This is a genomic window from Fictibacillus halophilus, from assembly GCF_042680145.1.
In the GTDB taxonomy this organism is placed as follows: Bacteria; Bacillota; Bacilli; order Bacillales; family Fictibacillaceae; genus Fictibacillus; species Fictibacillus halophilus_A.
In genome coordinates this window covers 1,050,861-1,068,500 of record NZ_JBHTNQ010000001.1, presented here as the reverse complement: position 1 = coordinate 1,068,500, position 17,640 = coordinate 1,050,861, and the positions used below count along the sequence as shown (strand labels likewise).

The following is a 17,640-nucleotide window of genomic DNA, read 5'->3' as shown; positions in this document are numbered from 1 at the left end:
TGCTCGCTTTCCGCGGGGCGTGCGGTGAGCCCCCTAGGCTAATTAAGCCTGCCGTGGTCTCACCTGTCCCGCTGATCCCGCAGGAGTCTCGCACCTTCCTCTCCAATCAACTAGTCGAAGAAACATACAAAAGCAACAATCTTTTAGAAATGACCCGAAATAAATGACACAATTTCCCTCTCTGATTTTCTTCATTTTACACATACTAAGTAATAAAAAATGGAACGGAGGGCAATAAATGAAAAAGAGATTACGTTTATTAAAAAAATTTAAAAAATGGGTAAGACAGCAAAATAATAACGGAAAACTCATCCATAACTAATAAACAATTTTAATGTCATTATAAGGGTAAAAGTCTCATCCCGAACAGTAATTATTTTTCACTTTTCAGCGTTAAAAACGAAGAGTAATGAAAAACACATGAAAAACATGTCACTTTCCTTTATAATAGAACGAAGATACTCAAATACTATAGACCGGTAAGGAGACATGAAACATGATTTTCAAAGTATTTTTTCAAACAAGCTTAACTGAAGTACCGATCCGTGAACATACACAAACGGTTTACGTAGAAGCAAAAACTATAAATGATGTTCGTAAAAAACTAGCTGACCGCAAGTACAATATTGAATACATACAAGAAATTAACGGTAAATTTCTTGAGTATGAAAAAGATACGAACTCATTGGAATTGGAGAATGTGTAACATATGAAATTTGTAAAAAATCATCAAGCCGCCGTTTTCGCCCTCGGTGGTTTAGGGGAAATCGGCAAAAATACGTATGCCGTTCAATTTCAGGATGAAATTATCCTTATCGATGCAGGAATTAAATTTCCTGAAGATGAATTGCTGGGAATTGATTACGTAATCCCTGATTACACCTATCTTGTAAAAAATGAGGAAAAAATCAAAGGGCTCTTCATCACTCACGGACATGAAGATCATATTGGCGGTATTCCCTATTTATTAAGACAAGTCAATATACCCATCTATGGCGGTAAACTTGCACTTGCTCTTATTAAAAACAAATTAGAAGAACATGGTCTGCTCCGCAGTGCACAGCTGCATGAAATCACAGAAGATGATGTTATTAAGTTCAGAAAAACTTCTGTCAGCTTTTTCAGAACAACTCACAGTATACCTGACGCTTACGGAATCGTAGTCAAGACACCTCCAGGAAATATCGTGCATACGGGTGACTTCAAATTCGATTTTACACCAGTAGGCGAACCTGCGAACATTACGAAAATGGCTGAGATCGGTAAAGAAGGCGTCCTTTGCTTGCTTTCCGACAGCACCAATAGTGAAGTTCCTGGTTTTACATTATCTGAAAGACGTGTTGGTGAGAGCATCCAAGATATCTTCAGAAAAATGGAAGGACGAGTTATTTTCGCTACGTTCGCTTCCAATATTCATAGATTGCAGCAAGTTGTAGAAGCTTCAGTAGCCAACAACCGTAAAATCGCTGTATTTGGACGAAGCATGGACTCAGCGATTACAGTTGGACAAGAACTTGGGTTTATAAAAGCACCTAAGAACACATTCGTTGAAGCAAACCAGATCAACCGCCTTCCTGACAATCAGGTAACGATTCTTTGTACAGGAAGCCAGGGAGAACCAATGGCGGCACTTTCAAGAATCGCTAACGGAACTCATCGCCAGATTCAAATCATTCCTGGAGATACAGTTGTTTTCTCTTCTTCACCTATTCCTGGGAACGCTCTTAGTGTAAGTAAGACAATCAATCAATTATATCGCGCCGGTGCTGAAGTTATTCATGGCTCACTTAATGATATTCATACTTCAGGCCATGGCGGTCAGCAAGAACAAAAATTGATGCTTCGTTTAATGAAGCCTAAATATTTCCTCCCGATCCATGGTGAGTACAGAATGCTAAAAATGCATACTAAACTTGCTGCTGATTGTGACGTACCGCCGCAAAATTCATTTATTATGGATAACGGTGAAGTATTGGCTCTTTCTCAAAACGATGCTATGATTGCAGGAAAAATCCCATCTGGCTCCGTATATGTAGACGGAAGCGGTATCGGCGATATTGGAAACATCGTACTCCGCGACCGTAAGATTCTTTCGGAAGAAGGTCTTGTAGTTGTCGTTGTAAGTATGGATATGAAGGAATTCACGATAGAAGCAGGTCCAGACATCATATCTCGCGGATTTGTATATATGCGTGAATCCGGTGATCTTATCCATGATGCTCAAAGCTTGTTAAGCAAGCATCTACAGAACATTATGAGCGAAAAACGCACGACTCAATGGTCTGAAATCAAGAATGAAATTACAGACACATTATCCCCATTCTTATATGAAAAAACAAAAAGACGACCTATGATCTTGCCGATCATTATGGAAATCTAATAGACAAACAAAAACCGTTACCCCTTTTATAGGGAAACGGTTTTTTTATTCTTCATTTGCCATTTGTTTCTCTAACCGGTTGATATCCTTATCTCCGCCAATCACAATTAAAACATCGCCCTGCCTGATCGACTGGTCAGCTTGCGGGGAGACATAGATATCTTTACCCCTTTTCACAGCCACGACGTTACATCCAAACCTTGCACGTATATCAAGTTGGATTAAGGTTTTCCCATCCATCTTCTGTGTTGCTACTAGCTCCACGATACTATGTTCATCTGATAACTCCAAGTAATCCAATACATTGTTAGAAACAATCTGGTGAGCAATACGGACACCCATGTCTCTCTCTGGATGAATGATCTTATCTGCTCCAATTTTTCGCAGTACTTTTTCGTGGTAATCATTTTGGGCTTTTACAGTGATTTTTTCAACACCCATCTCTTTTAAAATCAGTGTGGTCAATATGCTAGATTGAAGATTATCACCTATCGCAACAACAACATGCTGAAAGTTGCGGATTCCAAGACTTTTTAATACACCTTCATCTGTCGAATCAGCTATTACAGCATGTGTTACGATATTTGAAAATTCGTTTACTCGGTCCTCATCAATATCAATTGCTAAGACTTCCATACCTTGATCTGACAAAGCCTTGCACATACTTCCCCCGAAACGTCCCAGTCCAATAACAGCAAATTGTTTTTTCAATGAATTCACTCCGTTTCCCGTTCTAGCCTTATTTTACCATATAATATTCATTTCAAAACACAGCTTAAAAGCATCATATGTATTTCATTTATAAAGGAAAATTCTATAAACAATTCCTATAACCCTGCTTGAAAAAATTTATCTATAGAAAAATAACCCAAGAGCCTAGTCCTGGGTTATTCTAATAACATTTAATTATTAAACTTCTAGAGTTTTCTGACCTGGCTTCCAGTTTGCCGGGCAAAGTCCGCCAGTTTGAAGTGCTTGAAGTACACGCAATGTTTCTTCAACGTCACGGCCAATGTTGTTGTGGTTAACAACAGAGTACATCAATTCACCTTCAGGAGAAATGATGAATAGACCACGAAGTGCGATTCCTTCTTCTTCAATAAGTACACCATAATCACGAGCTACTGTGTGGTTAGTATCAGCTGCCAATGCATATTTTAACTCTCCAAGACCGTTCATATCACGAGGAGTGTTGATCCATGCCTTGTGTGTGTGAATCGTATCAGTAGAAACACCGATAACTTCAGCATCAAGATCTTCAAACTCATCGAAACGATCGCTTAAAGATGTAATTTCTGTAGGGCATACAAATGTGAAGTCCATTGGATAGAAGTAAAGAACAGTCCACTTGTCGTTCTTCATGTTCTCTTCAAGACTTACTTTTCCAAATTCTTTATTTGGTAATACTGCATCCATTTCAAATCGAGGTGCTTGTTTTGCTACCATACGTTCTGCCATAGGTAAAAATCCCTCCAAAAACTAATTTTTTTACATGGTTCATTATAGTACAAGCCTTATTTTTAGTCAATATTAAATAATAATTAATTTAAACAAGGTTCTTGTCCCCACTTCTTAATTTCTCCTTAATCATAGCAAGTTAAACGTTAAATGTGAAATCATCCGCTCAAATTTATATGCTTACATTCTCAATAACAGCGTTTAAATTGAGGATTGCTTGGGAAACCATACATTAAGGAGGTGCATGTTTAATGCCTTATGATTCATTAAAAGATTTACCTGAAGGAGTCAGGGATAACCTCCCTCACCACGGTCAGGAACTCTACAAAGAAGCATTCAACTCTGCACTTGAAGAATATAAAGAAGAAGAAACAGCACATAAAGTTGCTTGGAGTGCTGTAAAGAACAAATATGAAAAAGACGATGATGGCAAATGGAAAAATAAAGACTCCTGATGTGCTCAGGAGTCTTTATTTTTGTGTTTCATCAATTTCTGAATCCGGTAATTTTTCAATGCCTATTTTCTTAATCTGTCTGCCTTCTAAATCTAAAATCGTGAACCGATAGCTTTCATAATTAAATGAGTGCTCTTTTTCTAAATCGATGGATGTGGTTAAAACCCATCCACCAATTGTATCGATTTCTCTGTTATCAATATCAAGTGCAAACATATCGTTTATTTGTGAAAGCAATACTTTCCCATCTACAACTGTTTTGGTTTTTGAAATTTGCTGTATTTCAGGCTCTTCATCAACATCAAACTCATCTCTGATTTCGCCGACAATTTCTTCTAAAATATCTTCTACCGTAACGATTCCAGCTGTACCGCCGTATTCATCAACTAAAACAGCCATATGCGTTTGATCTTTTTGCATTTTTACAAGTAATTTTTGAATAGGTATCGTTTCATGAACAGTGATGATAGGACGGATATAATCCTTAAGTTCAAACTCTTGATTACTGAAATGTTCATTAAAGAATTCTTTAATATTAACGAGACCGACAATGTGATCTTTGTCTTCTTTCCCTACAGGGTACCTTGTGAATTTTTCTTCGCGCATAATGGCTAAGTTTTCTTCACACGTATTTTCTATAAACAAACAGACCATTTCTGTTCTGGGTATCATAATTTCTTTTGCTATTCGATCATCAAACTCAAAGATCCGGTTCACATACCTATATTCAGACTGATTGATTTCTCCGCCTTGAAGACTCTCAGAAAGGATTAGCCTTAATTCTTCTTCCGTATGTACAACCTCATGCTCACTAGCTGGACTGATTCCAAATATACGAGTCAGCATGTTTGCAGATCCATTCAACAAAAAAATAAACGGATACATAACTTTGTAAAACATGATAATCGGCTTAGCTGTTGCAAGACTCATGGCTTCAGCCTTTTGAATCGCCACCGTCTTTGGTGCGAGCTCTCCTAAAACAACATGAAGAAATGTGATAAGAAAAAATGCAATTGAAAATGATAAAGTGTGAGTTAACCCTTCTGATAAGCCCGCATGCTCGAAAAGAGGTCTCAGAAATATTTCAACCGTTGGCTCCCCTAACCAGCCTAGACCTAATGCAGTAATCGTTATACCGAGCTGACAAGCTGAAAGATATCCATCCAGGTTTCCCAGCACTTTTTGAGCGGCTAATGCCTTACTGTTTCCTTCTGAAGCCAAATGGTCGATTCGCGTTTTGCGAACTTTTACGATTGCAAATTCAGTTACAACGAAAAACGCCGTTAGAATGATGAGTAAAATGATCATGAGTACATTGAAGATTGGCATAAGATCCTCCCCATCTTTATTTACACAAGATTTTATTAAGATTGCTCAACTAATTCCCTTTTCAAACATACGCTAAACAGAAATAAAGGGGCAGCATGGCTGTCCCCGGGAATGCTATGATTGTAATTTGCTTTCAACAGCCTGACATACTTCCTCTGCTGACATACCATGAGCGTTCAAGACAGAGCCTTGAATCACCGCGTTTTGCATGCCCATAACATTCTCATCCTGTCCGGAAATTACACAGCAATCACAGCCATTTGCATCTTGTTCCTGACGAAGTTCCACTACATCATGCCCTGCTGCTCTTAGAGCATCAGAAACATTTGTTAATGATTGTTCAACACCAATTCTAGCCATATTCCCACCTCCTTACTTTTGTTAATGTTTCCAACTCTGAGAGGGAATATGTAATCAACGTATCATGTGATTGCTCCGGGTGCTTGTGTCGACTCGTGGATAAATCACAAAAACTTTTGGATTGAGAGCTAAAACTTTTGGATTGAGGTCTAAAATATGTGGATTGGCAGTTAAAATTTTTGGATTGAGCTAGCTTTTCCGCTCTAATGTTTAACAAAAAAACGGCCGCAGTGGCCGTTTTCCTAATTTCTATTCCCTTTAAAAGTGAAATATTGGATTAAAAGGTCTACCGCATGCTGAATGGCTTCTTCTTGCGGCTTTAATTTTGAATGATGAAGACCAAATGGAGTATCAACCCCAAGCCAGAACATGAAACCAGGAATTTTTTCTAAAAAATATCCATAGTCTTCCCCTGTCATAGCCTCTTTGCATTCAATAACATTCACAGTTCCTTGCTGTTTTGCAAATTCCATGAATTCTCTAGTCAGATCTGGTTCATTATCTACTTGACGATAGTTCGAACCGTAATCGATCACCGTTTCACAGTCAAAACCGTGAGAAATTCCTTCAACGAGTGCTTCAATCCGCTTTTTAACCTTATCCATCGCTTCAGGCGATAAAGTACGAATTGTACCTTCGAGTCTTGCTTTTTCGGCAATGATATTTTGCTTGGTTCCACCGGTGATTTTGCCGATCGTAACAACAGCTGAATCCAGCGGATCAATATTACGCGAAACAATCGACTGCATCTGTGTTACAAGATGGCTAGCTGTGACTACCATGTCATTACTTAAATGCGGGTAAGCAGCATGACCGCCTTTTCCCACTAAATCTATAAAAAGTTCTGACGTATTCGCAAACAGCAATCCTTCTTTTACTGCAATGGTTCCAACCGGATATTCAGGGGCGATATGAAGTGCTGTTATTTGATCCGGCTTATGCTGTTGAAAAAGCTCACTCTCACGCATCGGCAACGCTCCGCCCGGTCCTTCTTCTGCTGGTTGAAAAATAAATAACAGATTATCATCAAGCGGATTTTCTGAAAAATGGGATAAAAGACCAAGGGCGATCGTCATGTGAAGATCGTGACCGCAAGCGTGCATCAGTCCATCGTGCATTGACGCAAATTCATAGCCTGTTTCTTCAGTGATCGGCAGTCCATCCATGTCTGTACGATAAGCAATCGTTTTTTTGGGATTTTCACCTTTTACTTTTACAAAAATACCCGTTTCCCACGTATGCACTTCCAGATTACCCTGTTGAAAAGTGGAGATGAGATCAAGCAGATACCTTTGAGTCTTAAATTCCTGAAAGCCAAGCTCCGGTATACGGTGCAGGTCTTTTCTGATCTCAATTAATGGTTTCATCTTCTCTCATCCCCTAAATTTATTAGTCGTTTAATTGACGTAGTTCTTGTCTGATTTCTGTTTTTGATTTTGTCTTTTCATCAATCTTCTTAAGAACACGTGCTGGTGTTCCACCAACAACTGTGTAAGGCTCTACATCTTCGATAACAATAGCACCTGCAGCAACAACTGCACCTTTTCCAACTGTAACGCCTTCAAGTACAACTGCGTTTGCTCCGATTACTACGTCGTCTTCAACAACAACCGGTTTAGCTGATGGTGGCTCAATTACTCCCGCTAGGACTGTACCTGCACCAATGTGGCAGTTCTTCCCTACAGTTGCACGTCCGCCCAGGACAACGTTCATATCGATCATTGTACCTTCTCCGATTACTGAACCGATGTTAATAGAAGCACCCATCATGATAACTGCGTTGTCTCCAATTTCAACTTGATCACGGATGATCGCACCTGGTTCAATACGCGCCTTAATGTTCTTCATGTCCAATAAAGGAATCGCAGAGTTGCGGCGGTCATTTTCTACTACATAGTCTTCGATGTTGCTTTCGTTTGCCTTAAGAGCAGCTTCGATTTCCTTCCACTCACCAAACAATACTGCTGTATTGCCTGAAGGGAATACTTTAGTTTCGTTACCGAAATCTATATTGTCAAGATTTCCTTTTACATAAACTTTTACAGGTGTAGATTTTGTGCTGTTTTGAATAAATGAAATAATCTCGTTTGCATCCATCATTTTCATAATTGTTATGTCCTCCTTAAAAGTCATTCTGTATTGTATTAAACCACTAAATATCGAAACATTCAAACGTTATTCTTTTGTTAATTTTTGAATCAATTCCATAAACACGTTTACCTGTTTCAGTTCAGAACCCATACCATGGTGTATCAGCCATGTATCTCTTTTAAGAACATTTCCCCTTTTATCTGTAAGGGGTATTTTGAATACCTCATCCTCTGGCCGCAAGCTGATCGATGGCAAAATGGCATAGCCGATTCCGTTCAATGCCATCTGTTTGCAAGTTTCAATTTGGTCCACTACGATCGTCTTTTGCGGAGTTGTCTTAAAATGACTGTGCCACCAATCCTGAATCTCTTGATAATAAGTGGAGTGGCTTTTAAATTGGATAAAGGGCTTTGATGTCTCTGACAACTCTTCAATGGAAGAAATCGCAGTATCAACCAAGTATAGATGATCAGATAAAATATGTTCTTTACTGCCGCGCCATTCGGGATTTCCGCGGACAATCCCTAAGTGAATGCGGTCCTCATATAAATGCTTGATGATCTCAGAACTCCAGCCGGTAATAAGAGAAATATTAACGTGCGGATAAAGATTCACATATTCCTTCAAAACATGAGGCAGCCAATACTGGCCGATGATTGAAGCTACTGCTAATTTAAGTGTGCCATGAACGTGCTCTGAGAGGGATTGCAGTTCTTCTTTAACTGCTTCCTCTTTTTGCAGCACTTCATTTACATATGAAATAATCTTTTCACCCGCTGGAGTAAGCGTCAAGCCTTTTTGCGATCTGATAAATATAATGGTGCCCCAATTGTTTTCAATGGATTGCAGCCGCTGACTTAAGGCAGGCTGAGATACATACAATCTTTCTGATGCTTTTCTCATATTTAGTTCTTCAGCCAGTACGTGTAAAATACGAAATTCGGATAATTGCATAGGGTGCCTTCTTTCAATCAATAAGTTTTACTTATAGACCATTGTACAATTTATGTAATTTATTTTAAGTATACCGTAACATAGGATATATATGTAAACAGAAATGAAAGGATGTGTCGCTATGTATATCCTAATAGTTGTCGGCTTTTTCGCCACTTTTATTGGTACACTTTCTGGCAGCGGCGGAATGATCAACTTTCCTATTATGCTTTTATTAGGAATACCTGTTCATTCTGCTATTGCTGCTAATAAGTTTGCCAATATGTTCAGCTCGTTTTCAAGCTTTTTTGTGCTATTAAGGAAAAATGACGCGAAACTTAAACCTTACTTTTTATCAGGTGCAGTAAGTTTAATAGGCGGAATCAGCGGTGGCTTAATCGCATCAGCGATCTCAAGGGAAAACTTAACGATAATCGCCTTAATATTATTAAGCGGAGCATTATTCTTAACCTTTATTAAAACCAAAAAAGATATTAGCCCTGAAAACGAAGCAAAAAAGCTTCCTGCACGAAAATACCCTTATCTCTTTGGAATCGGAGCGTATGACGGCATGTTTGGTCCTGGACAGGGCACCATGCAGATGCAGCTTTTCTTAAGAAATGGCTTTTCTTACATCCGCACCGTTTCATTTACAAGGTTCAATACTTTCTTAAGCTGTACTGGTGCAGTTGTTACTTACTTTTTGGCGGGTCATTATATGTGGGATGTTGCAATACCTCTTACAATCGGTAGTATTTGCGGTGCACAGGTTGCCGTTAAACTCGCACCTAAGCTAAAAACAAAACAAGTTACAATCCTGATGAGGACTGTAACCGTTATGCTTATTCTTCAATTAATTATTCAATGGGGGTAATTTCAATGAACATTTCGGGTATCCATCATGTGCAGCTATGTATTCCTGCAGACAAAGAATCAGAAGCAAAAAAATTCTATAAAGATGTCCTTGGATTAAAAGAAATTCCTAAACCGGAAGCTCTTAAGAAAAACGGAGGTATGTGGTTCCAAATCGGCAGCCAAGAACTACATATTGGTGTAGAAGATCAAGTGTTCAAAGGAAAACATCATCCGGCCTTTTTAGTGACAGGGCTTAATGAATTAAAAGATCACTTAACAGCTCAAGAAATTACGATTCATAAAGAGTTACCCATTCCGGGCTTTAACCGCTTTTCTATTCGTGATCCTTTTGGCAACCGAATTGAGTTTATTGAACCTGAATAAAACGGTTTATTTATTCTTTCCATCTTCGGGTTCAACATGAACTTGTATACTTTCAACATTATAAGCTTCTTTAATCGTATCCTCTATTTTCTCTGTAATCTCATGGCTTTCCACTACATTCAGAGAAGGATCGACTTTAATCGTTACATCAATGATTGCACGGTTGCCATGCTTTCTCGCCTTTAAATCACCTACGTTTTCAACACCATCGACATCTAAAATCTTGTGCTCCATCTCTTTGCCTTCTTCGTAATCAAATCCGTCTGAAAGGTTATGAGAAGTTTCGGTGAAAATTTCCCACCCTGTTTTAATAATGATTAAGCCTACTAAAACAGCTGCGGCAGGATCAAGCCAAGCCATTCCGATCTGCGCTCCTAAAATACCTACTGCAGCTCCTATACTTACAAATGCGTCAGAACGGTTATCGAGGGCTGCTGCCTTTAATCCCTGGCTATCAGTTTCTCTGGCAACTTTTATATTGTAAAAGTAAACTCCCAGCATAACAGCTGCACCAAATAACGCGATGATAGCTGCTGTTAAAGAGGGCTCTGTTTCAACACCTTTAAACATTTTTTTAATGGAAGAAATCAGTACTTCTATTCCGATAACAACCATAATAAATGATGCTACCATTGAGGCAATCGTTTCTGCACGAAGATGTCCATAGGGATGATCTTCGTCTGCCGGTTTTCTTGAAATTTTTAAACCGATTAAAACTGCGATTGATGCGATAATATCAGTGGCGTTGTTCAATCCGTCAGCAATAAGTGCATCAGAACTATAAACGAATCCTGAGACAAGCTTAACGATTGATAGAAAAATATATGCTCCTAAACTGTAGTAAACACCGCGTTCCACTCTTTTTTGCTGATCAGCTTGCATTCTCTCTTCTCCTTCATATGTAATACCTTTTTAATCATAAAGAATGGTTTCCGGGTGGGTCTAGAGCAATCTTTTTCCCTATAGGAAACAATTAGTGTTCGTAAATCATTTTCCGCGTCATCCCGCCATCGATTGTTATGTTTTCACCGTTGATAAAATTATTCTCAGACTCTGCAAGAAACAAGCAGGCTCGTGAAATATCAGATGCTTTCCCTACTCTTTTTGAAAGGTGCTGATCATGGTCGATTTTTCTTAGCTCAGAATAATCTCCCGTATGGATCCAGCCGGGACTAATTGAATTTACCGTAATATGGTCTTCTGAAAAAGAAGCTGCAAGGGCATGTGTCAGCGCAACTATCCCGCCTTTTGTTGCGGCATAAGCTTCAGAATGCGGCTCTGACATGAACGCACGCGTTGATGCCATGTTAATAATTGAACCTCCGCCTGCTTTTGCCATATATCTTGCGGCTTCTCTAGAAAATAGAAAAACGCTCCTTAAATTGGTCTGTATGATTTCATCCCATTCTTCTACAGATAATTCATATGGAGATTTCCATTTTGAAATACCTGCGTTATTAATGACACAATTGAGACCGCCTAATTTATCATTTGTTTCAGACACAGCTTTTATAATTTCTTCAGGTTTTTTGACATCGCAAGTAATGGAAATACTTTTCGGTTCGATATGCCGGACTTCGGTTAAAGTTTTCTCCAGCTCTTGCTGGTCGAAATCTATCAGAGAAGGAATCCATCCCGTTTTTGCAAAATCGACAGCAATTTGTTTTCCAATTCCTTGAGCTGCTCCAGTAATAAGTACAATCTTTTTAGTAGAATTCATGGCAAACCCTCCGTTCGTTTTTTTCACTACTATTCTTTCCCTATTTTCCTTCAACAGAATCAAAAAAAAAGAAAGCTGCCGACGGTGCCGGCAGCTTCTAAATTACTTCTTTCTCCAGCCGCATGGCGGACGCGGAGGACATGGCACACACGGGGGCGGACATGGGTTAGGCATAATAGGCGGAGTAGTTCCGATCAGGTTCTGCTGAGTTGCCTGGTTAACAACATTCGTGTTTTGAGGGAAATAATGAACATATTTATAGTTTGTCTGATTTACCTGTGTTGTTTGAGTAGGATGAACCATTGGTACATATACGTCCTGCTGGTTGTATTGCATTTGTTGGTTAGTTGGACTAAATTGTGCAGGCAAAACTTGCGGAGGATAATATTGAGATGGCGAAACTGCTGGATAACCGGCACCACCCATTTGAGGCATTTGTGCCATAGCTCCCATTACTGGTCCCATCCCCATGGCACCCATTGTTGGACCCATTGGCCCTATTGGCCCCATTGGTCCCATTCCCATTGCGCCAGCAGCTGCTGCAGGCATTCCCATTCCCTTTTTAGGGAAAATTCGAGGGCGTTTAAACAAAAAGACTTCTCCTTTCAAAAATCTTAAATCACATTTCTCTTTATTTTATGTAGGACGACTTAAAAAGTTCGTCCAATTTATTCATAAACAAAAAAGAGGAAATTGTAGAAATAAATCGAAATTACACAAATGAATTTTTATTCATATTTCATACATTAAAAAACAGAAGAGGAGAGATGAAATGAAGCTGCTGATTTCTTTTTCAAACAAATTGATGCAAAGGTATATGCCAGATCCATTTTTATTAGTCATTTTGCTCACGTTTTTTGTATCTGGACTTGCGCTGCTATTTACAAAGAGCACGCCAATACAGGTCCTTGAATATTGGGGTGGCGGTTTCTGGAGTTTATTAACTTTTTCAATGCAAATGGTCTTAATACTCGTAACCGGACATGTAATGGCAAGCAGCCCTCTTTTTAAAAAATTAATGGGAAGTTTGGCGAAGCTACCAAAATCACCTGGACAGGCAATTGTTCTTGTTACAGTAGTCGCCCTTGTTGCATGTTGGATCAATTGGGGGTTCGGTTTAATTATCGGTGCTTTATTTGCAAAAGAAATTGCTCAGAAAGTAAAGGGTGTTGATTACCGCCTATTAATCGCAAGTGCTTATAGCGGGTTTATTATTTGGAGCGGCGGACTTTCTGGATCGGTTGTATTAACTATCGCAACACCTGGACACTTTACCGAAAAACTGATTGGAGTTGTGCCAACAAGCGAAACTATTTTTTCTACTTTTAATTTTACCATTCTAGCCGGCCTATTTCTGTTAGTACCTATTATTAACCGGCTTATGGTACCATCAAAAGATGCGGCGTTCGTAATCGACCCTGAGCTGCTTAAAGAAGACCATGCACTAGAAGCAGTGAGTGGGGAAAAAGCAGAGTTAACTCCTGCTGACCGTTTAGAAAATAGTCAACTACTCTCTCTATTAATCGGTTTAATGGGCATCTCCTTTTTAATTTACTATTTTGTTAAAAATGGATTTGCATTAAACCTTGATATCGTTAACTTCTTATTCCTCTTTATTGGAATTCTATTACATAAAACACCAATGCAATTTTTGAAAGCGGTTACCGAATCTGTAAAAAATGCTAGCGGTATTATTATTCAATTTCCTTTTTATGCTGGTTTAATGGGTATCGTTACTTCTTCAGGACTGGTTGCCATTTTGGCAAATTCATTTATCTCTATTTCAAATGAACATACATTTCACTTATTCACATTATGGAGTGCAGGACTTGTTAACTTTTTTGTCCCATCCGGCGGTGGCCAATGGGCTGTTCAAGGACCTGTTATGCTTGAAGCAGCTCAAAATCTTGGCGTTTCCATGTCTAGAACAGCAATGGCAGTAGCCTGGGGGGATGCATGGACAAACATGATTCAGCCGTTCTATGCTCTCCCTGCCCTTGCAATAGCTGGCTTGAAAGCAAAAGACATAATGGGATACGGACTGGTCATCATGCTTATTACTGGAGTATTTATTTCAGGTGCTTTCCTGCTTCTATAACAAGTACGTTCATTTACGAGAAAACTCCTTGGTTCCAAGGAGTTTTTTTGATTAATAGTTTTGGAACAAAGAATAGATTTGAACCGATTCTATTCTTTTAAAATATAAAAACCCTCTTGAAAACAATCAAAAGGGTTGAAATGACTATGTATGGTGACCCGAGAGGGGTTCGAACCCACGACCTCCACCCTGTCAAGGTGGCGAAAGTCACAATATTCTTCAATAAGGGTAGCAACTACATTTATAATACATAACCACTTCACATAATATATTTTCATTATTAATTATAATGCGTGTTCCATTTTATGTAAAGTGTAATTGTGTTCAAGTGCTTCACCTAACCCCCATCAATTCATTCATCATTCACCATTCTAGAGAACTGCATTGCAACAAGTATTAAGAATCCTTACGGCTTTTTAAAACACACTGTATAGTCATGGTTACATTTAAGTTGATTCTAAACATGTGAAATAACCTACTAAATTATAAAACTCCATTCTACAAAATATTCCAATTTTCTTATTTTGATTGTAAAATGTAATATATAGGAAAACGAAAGGGGGAATCGTTGTGGATTTTGATAAGATAAAGGAAAATATTCATAAAACAGGTTTTGTCTTAGAATATAAAGTAACTAGATTATTAGAGGAAAACGGATGGAATGTTATAAACAATAGATATTACTTAGATGATGTTCAGCCAATAAATCGTGAAATTGATATGGTTGCATATAAAGTTGCACAAATAGAAGAAATTTATTACTTTACATGTCTGATCGTTAGTTGTAAAAAAAGCGAAAAAGATTTATGGGGCTTCTTAACAAAAGATACTAAGGAAAATGACCCTAACATAAATATTTGTCCAATTTGGAATTGGTCTAATGACACAATTCTAGATTTTATGATAGACCAGCCAGAATTAGAGAAAAAGGTATGGGACTTAACAAGTAGTAATCCTCATTTGAAATTCACTTATGGAATAAACGATCAAGTTTTCGCTTATCAGCAATTAAATAAAGAATCCTATAAACCTCAAAATGACAAAGATATTTATAATTCAATAGTTACCTCCATCAAAGCACTAGAATACGAAAAAAGTGCATTAGATAAGCGTATCAAGCATAAAGCATTGTATAACTTTAACATCCTTTCTATATTTGATGGAGACATGGTTAAAATGCATTTTGATGGCGACAAAGAAACAACTGAGGAAATAGATGAAATAAAGTATCTAAATCGATTAATTTTCAATGATAAAGAAGGATTTTATCGTATTCACTTTCTAAAGTACGATGAATTAAATAACTACATAAAACATTTTAATGAACTAGCAAAATGGAATCTAGATTTCTACAGTAAGTTGATTACTGAATACTATGATACTGTCTTCACGATGGAAAACAACAAGGGGATTGAACTATTAAAAAATGATTTTGAAAGCGAGGTTCTTTGGCATCTTAATTTGAGGTCTGACTATATACTCGAAGATGTAGCATTGAAATACGACACAAAAGAAAAAGTGTTAAAGGTAGGTATAGGTGTAAAAGATGCTGGCACTAATTTTGAACTCTATTCAGAGGTCGCAGATTACTTAAACAATAAACCAGAAGCAAAAGAAGATGTTAAAGGTTGTTTAAAAACCGTTTATAAATATACAGGAGAGTTTGTATTCGAGGATTTCATGATGGTAACTTTACCTTTTTAAAGGATGCAAACGCATCCTTTTTTACTTTTCTTTTCCCTCTCAACTCACTTAATTCCATTTCATTAATAAAAATACAACCCCGCTTTTTCATCTTAAGTGCTAATTACTTTATAGTGCATTTACCATCATTTTTTTTCTACTTCAAATTTTACACTGAAAAAAACACACTCCCCACTAAACGTCTAATCTTATCCCCCATTTATTGGTACAATAACTTTCCAATTATTTTCTTGTCAATCAACACTTTATTCCCCCTTATGCTTCAAACTTCGATAAAAAGGAAATAAATTCCTTGAGATATTAAAAAAGCACTCGGAATGAGCGCTTTTAGAAAAGATTAGAATCAATTCATTAAGAGTGAGGTAATGATTAAACCAATACTATGTCGTAATTTTACTTTCTTCCTTTACTTCATCATAACATGCTAAAATTAGGCTCTTCATCTCTAATAAATCCTCGACAGAGCTTATATATATCCTAGAGTTCCCCATACCTTTTGGGGATTCCTCTACTCTAAAACTTGGACACATTTGCTCCACTATTTGTGTATCCAATCTCGTAATAATGTTTTTATTATCAGTATCAGAGTAGAAGCGAATAAACCACTTTGTAATTACTCTATTCATGATATTAAAATAACTCGAGTTGTCTTTGTATTTTAAATTTTCAACATCTCTTCCACTAACCTGTAGTGTTTCTTTAATGATTGAAAACGCTCTAAGTTCCTCTTCAGTTGTTAAAACGTTAGGTTTTGCTTGTTCTTTATTTCCATCTAGTTCGTTACTTTCATCAACCATAGTTTGATCTGAAACTAAAATATCCTCTTTAGGTTGGTCTGCTTGAACATTTGTAAAGGACAAACCTTCTCCTATAATTTCCAATAAAGTATGATTAATGGCTTTTTTAATAATCGGTCTGAACTTCTCTAAAACTATAGAAGTGACCCTTTGATTATTTAAATCTTTAATAAGGAATCTAACGAAATCATCGGAAGGATTCTTAAAAAGTTCTTTTAATGTTGAATGAATGTTGTTTGTATAGACAAGTTCTTGAGAAAATTTAATATTTTCTTCTACATCAAATTCTTCTTTTGTGAAATGTTCTATCACTTCGATGTCAAGATTTGTCAATGACTCAATGTTAAATTGATAAAAAGGCTCGTCATCCATAATATTATCCCGTTTTAAATCAGTAAAAAGCTTATATTCTGTACCATTTGTCAATATTGAAAATCTAACTTCCGGTGTAGCATTGAAATACCTATAAATTTGCGAGCTGTGTCTATGTAATTTTTCATTAACAGATTTAGCTTCAACAAAAATTATGGGTTTTCTATCTTTCTTAATTGCATAATCCACCTTTTCACCTTTTTTAATCCCAAAATCAGAGACATATTCTGGTTCAACTTCAAGTGGATTAAAAACATCAAAACCTAATTTTTGAATAAACGGTATAATCAATGCTTGCTTTGTTGACTCTTCATTAATAATATGAGATTTTCTTTCAATCAGTTGCAAAGATAGTTTTTCAAGTTCTTGTTTAAACTCCATAACAAATTCCTCCTAATAAAGAATTCTTTTCTATATAAATAAAGTTTCTTCTACGTAGACGTATTTCCTGCTTTTTCCTAACGTCAAACCGCTTAACTCTCCAAAAATTCTAAAAAAAGACCTCTACATAGTGTATGTTGTGGTCATATTACTTTCAGAGGGGGATGGTTTACAGTCTGAAAGGTGGTTCACATCACGCAACCCTCATTAATACATCTACCCCGACAGTCTGGTATTATTTCCGAGCGAACCGATCCACACATGAACTAAATGAAATCAATATTTTATTTTGTTTTTATATTAGGTATTTTCCTGTGTGTTTT

At 37.4% G+C, this 17,640-nt stretch carries 18 protein-coding genes; 7 read left to right on the top strand and 11 right to left on the bottom strand.

Annotated elements, in window-relative coordinates; all coding sequences use genetic code 11:
* The first annotated feature begins 496 nt into the window (after positions 1-496).
* Together ACFQ4X_RS05615 and rnjA are read left to right on the top strand one after the other, a co-directional pair.
* Positions 497-706 (top strand): DNA-dependent RNA polymerase subunit epsilon, encoded by a 210-nt coding sequence (locus tag ACFQ4X_RS05615; RefSeq protein ID WP_379833604.1) that lies wholly within the window; start codon positions 497-499, stop codon positions 704-706.
* Positions 707-709: 3 nt separating this feature from the next.
* Positions 710-2,380 carry a ribonuclease J1 gene (gene rnjA / locus ACFQ4X_RS05610; protein ID WP_379833603.1) on the top strand — a complete coding sequence of 557 codons (1,671 nt, stop codon included), beginning with the start codon at positions 710-712 and terminating at the stop codon, positions 2,378-2,380.
* Between the two features lie 45 nt (positions 2,381-2,425).
* On the opposite strand, the gene ACFQ4X_RS05605 is transcribed toward rnjA, so the two are convergent.
* Positions 2,426-3,091: a potassium channel family protein gene (locus ACFQ4X_RS05605; RefSeq protein ID WP_379833602.1), complete on the bottom strand. Its 666-nt coding sequence runs from the start codon at positions 3,089-3,091 to the stop codon at positions 2,426-2,428.
* A 198-nt stretch (positions 3,092-3,289) separates the two neighbouring features.
* On the bottom strand, positions 3,290-3,838 hold the full coding sequence (locus tag ACFQ4X_RS05600; protein ID WP_130295826.1) for a peroxiredoxin: 549 nt from the start codon (positions 3,836-3,838) through the stop codon (positions 3,290-3,292).
* A gap of 251 nt (positions 3,839-4,089) precedes the next feature.
* Between ACFQ4X_RS05600 and ACFQ4X_RS05595 the strand changes: the two genes are divergently transcribed.
* A complete protein-coding gene (locus ACFQ4X_RS05595) occupies positions 4,090-4,293 on the top strand; it encodes a ChaB family protein (RefSeq protein WP_379833601.1) in 204 nt (67 codons plus the stop codon).
* Between the two features lie 15 nt (positions 4,294-4,308).
* On the opposite strand, the gene ACFQ4X_RS05590 is transcribed toward ACFQ4X_RS05595, so the two are convergent.
* The 5 genes from ACFQ4X_RS05590 to ACFQ4X_RS05570 form a co-directional block, all read right to left on the bottom strand.
* Positions 4,309-5,622, bottom strand: a complete 1,314-nt coding sequence (locus tag ACFQ4X_RS05590) for a hemolysin family protein (protein WP_379833599.1) — start codon at positions 5,620-5,622, stop codon at positions 4,309-4,311.
* A gap of 114 nt (positions 5,623-5,736) precedes the next feature.
* The gene (locus tag ACFQ4X_RS05585; RefSeq protein WP_379833598.1) at positions 5,737-5,982 is read right to left on the bottom strand and encodes a YkuS family protein; all 246 of its coding nucleotides are present in this window, start codon (positions 5,980-5,982) and stop codon (positions 5,737-5,739) included.
* A 242-nt stretch (positions 5,983-6,224) separates the two neighbouring features.
* Positions 6,225-7,349, bottom strand: coding sequence for an N-acetyldiaminopimelate deacetylase (locus ACFQ4X_RS05580; RefSeq protein WP_379833596.1), 1,125 nt, complete (start codon positions 7,347-7,349; stop codon positions 6,225-6,227).
* Between the two features lie 22 nt (positions 7,350-7,371).
* Positions 7,372-8,088 carry a 2,3,4,5-tetrahydropyridine-2,6-dicarboxylate N-acetyltransferase gene (dapD, locus tag ACFQ4X_RS05575; RefSeq protein WP_379833595.1) on the bottom strand — a complete coding sequence of 239 codons (717 nt, stop codon included), beginning with the start codon at positions 8,086-8,088 and terminating at the stop codon, positions 7,372-7,374.
* A gap of 69 nt (positions 8,089-8,157) precedes the next feature.
* On the bottom strand, positions 8,158-9,027 hold the full coding sequence (locus ACFQ4X_RS05570) for a LysR family transcriptional regulator (RefSeq protein ID WP_379833593.1): 870 nt from the start codon (positions 9,025-9,027) through the stop codon (positions 8,158-8,160).
* A gap of 121 nt (positions 9,028-9,148) precedes the next feature.
* Between ACFQ4X_RS05570 and ACFQ4X_RS05565 the strand changes: the two genes are divergently transcribed.
* Both ACFQ4X_RS05565 and ACFQ4X_RS05560 read left to right on the top strand, forming a co-directional pair.
* Complete coding sequence (locus ACFQ4X_RS05565) at positions 9,149-9,880, top strand: sulfite exporter TauE/SafE family protein (RefSeq protein ID WP_379833592.1); 732 nt, start codon at positions 9,149-9,151, stop codon at positions 9,878-9,880.
* Between the two features lie 5 nt (positions 9,881-9,885).
* Entirely contained in the window at positions 9,886-10,245 is a 360-nt protein-coding gene (locus ACFQ4X_RS05560) for a VOC family protein (protein ID WP_379833590.1), read from the top strand.
* Positions 10,246-10,251: 6 nt separating this feature from the next.
* Here the strand turns inward: ACFQ4X_RS05560 and ACFQ4X_RS05555 are convergent, their stop codons facing one another.
* The 3 genes from ACFQ4X_RS05555 to ACFQ4X_RS05545 form a co-directional block, all read right to left on the bottom strand.
* Entirely contained in the window at positions 10,252-11,127 is an 876-nt protein-coding gene (locus ACFQ4X_RS05555; RefSeq protein WP_379833589.1) for a cation diffusion facilitator family transporter, read from the bottom strand.
* A 91-nt stretch (positions 11,128-11,218) separates the two neighbouring features.
* A complete protein-coding gene (locus ACFQ4X_RS05550) occupies positions 11,219-11,965 on the bottom strand; it encodes an SDR family NAD(P)-dependent oxidoreductase (protein ID WP_379833587.1) in 747 nt (248 codons plus the stop codon).
* A gap of 102 nt (positions 11,966-12,067) precedes the next feature.
* The gene (locus ACFQ4X_RS05545) at positions 12,068-12,556 is read right to left on the bottom strand and encodes a CotD family spore coat protein (protein WP_379833586.1); all 489 of its coding nucleotides are present in this window, start codon (positions 12,554-12,556) and stop codon (positions 12,068-12,070) included.
* A gap of 181 nt (positions 12,557-12,737) precedes the next feature.
* Here ACFQ4X_RS05545 and ACFQ4X_RS05540 point away from each other — a divergent pair, with 181 nt between their 5' ends.
* The gene (locus tag ACFQ4X_RS05540; RefSeq protein ID WP_379833584.1) at positions 12,738-14,063 is read left to right on the top strand and encodes a short-chain fatty acid transporter; all 1,326 of its coding nucleotides are present in this window, start codon (positions 12,738-12,740) and stop codon (positions 14,061-14,063) included.
* A gap of 570 nt (positions 14,064-14,633) precedes the next feature.
* A complete protein-coding gene (locus tag ACFQ4X_RS05535; protein ID WP_379833583.1) occupies positions 14,634-15,767 on the top strand; it encodes a hypothetical protein in 1,134 nt (377 codons plus the stop codon).
* A 380-nt stretch (positions 15,768-16,147) separates the two neighbouring features.
* On the opposite strand, the gene ACFQ4X_RS05530 is transcribed toward ACFQ4X_RS05535, so the two are convergent.
* On the bottom strand, positions 16,148-17,317 hold the full coding sequence (locus tag ACFQ4X_RS05530; protein ID WP_379833582.1) for a type I restriction endonuclease: 1,170 nt from the start codon (positions 17,315-17,317) through the stop codon (positions 16,148-16,150).
* Positions 17,318-17,640 lie beyond the last annotated feature (323 nt).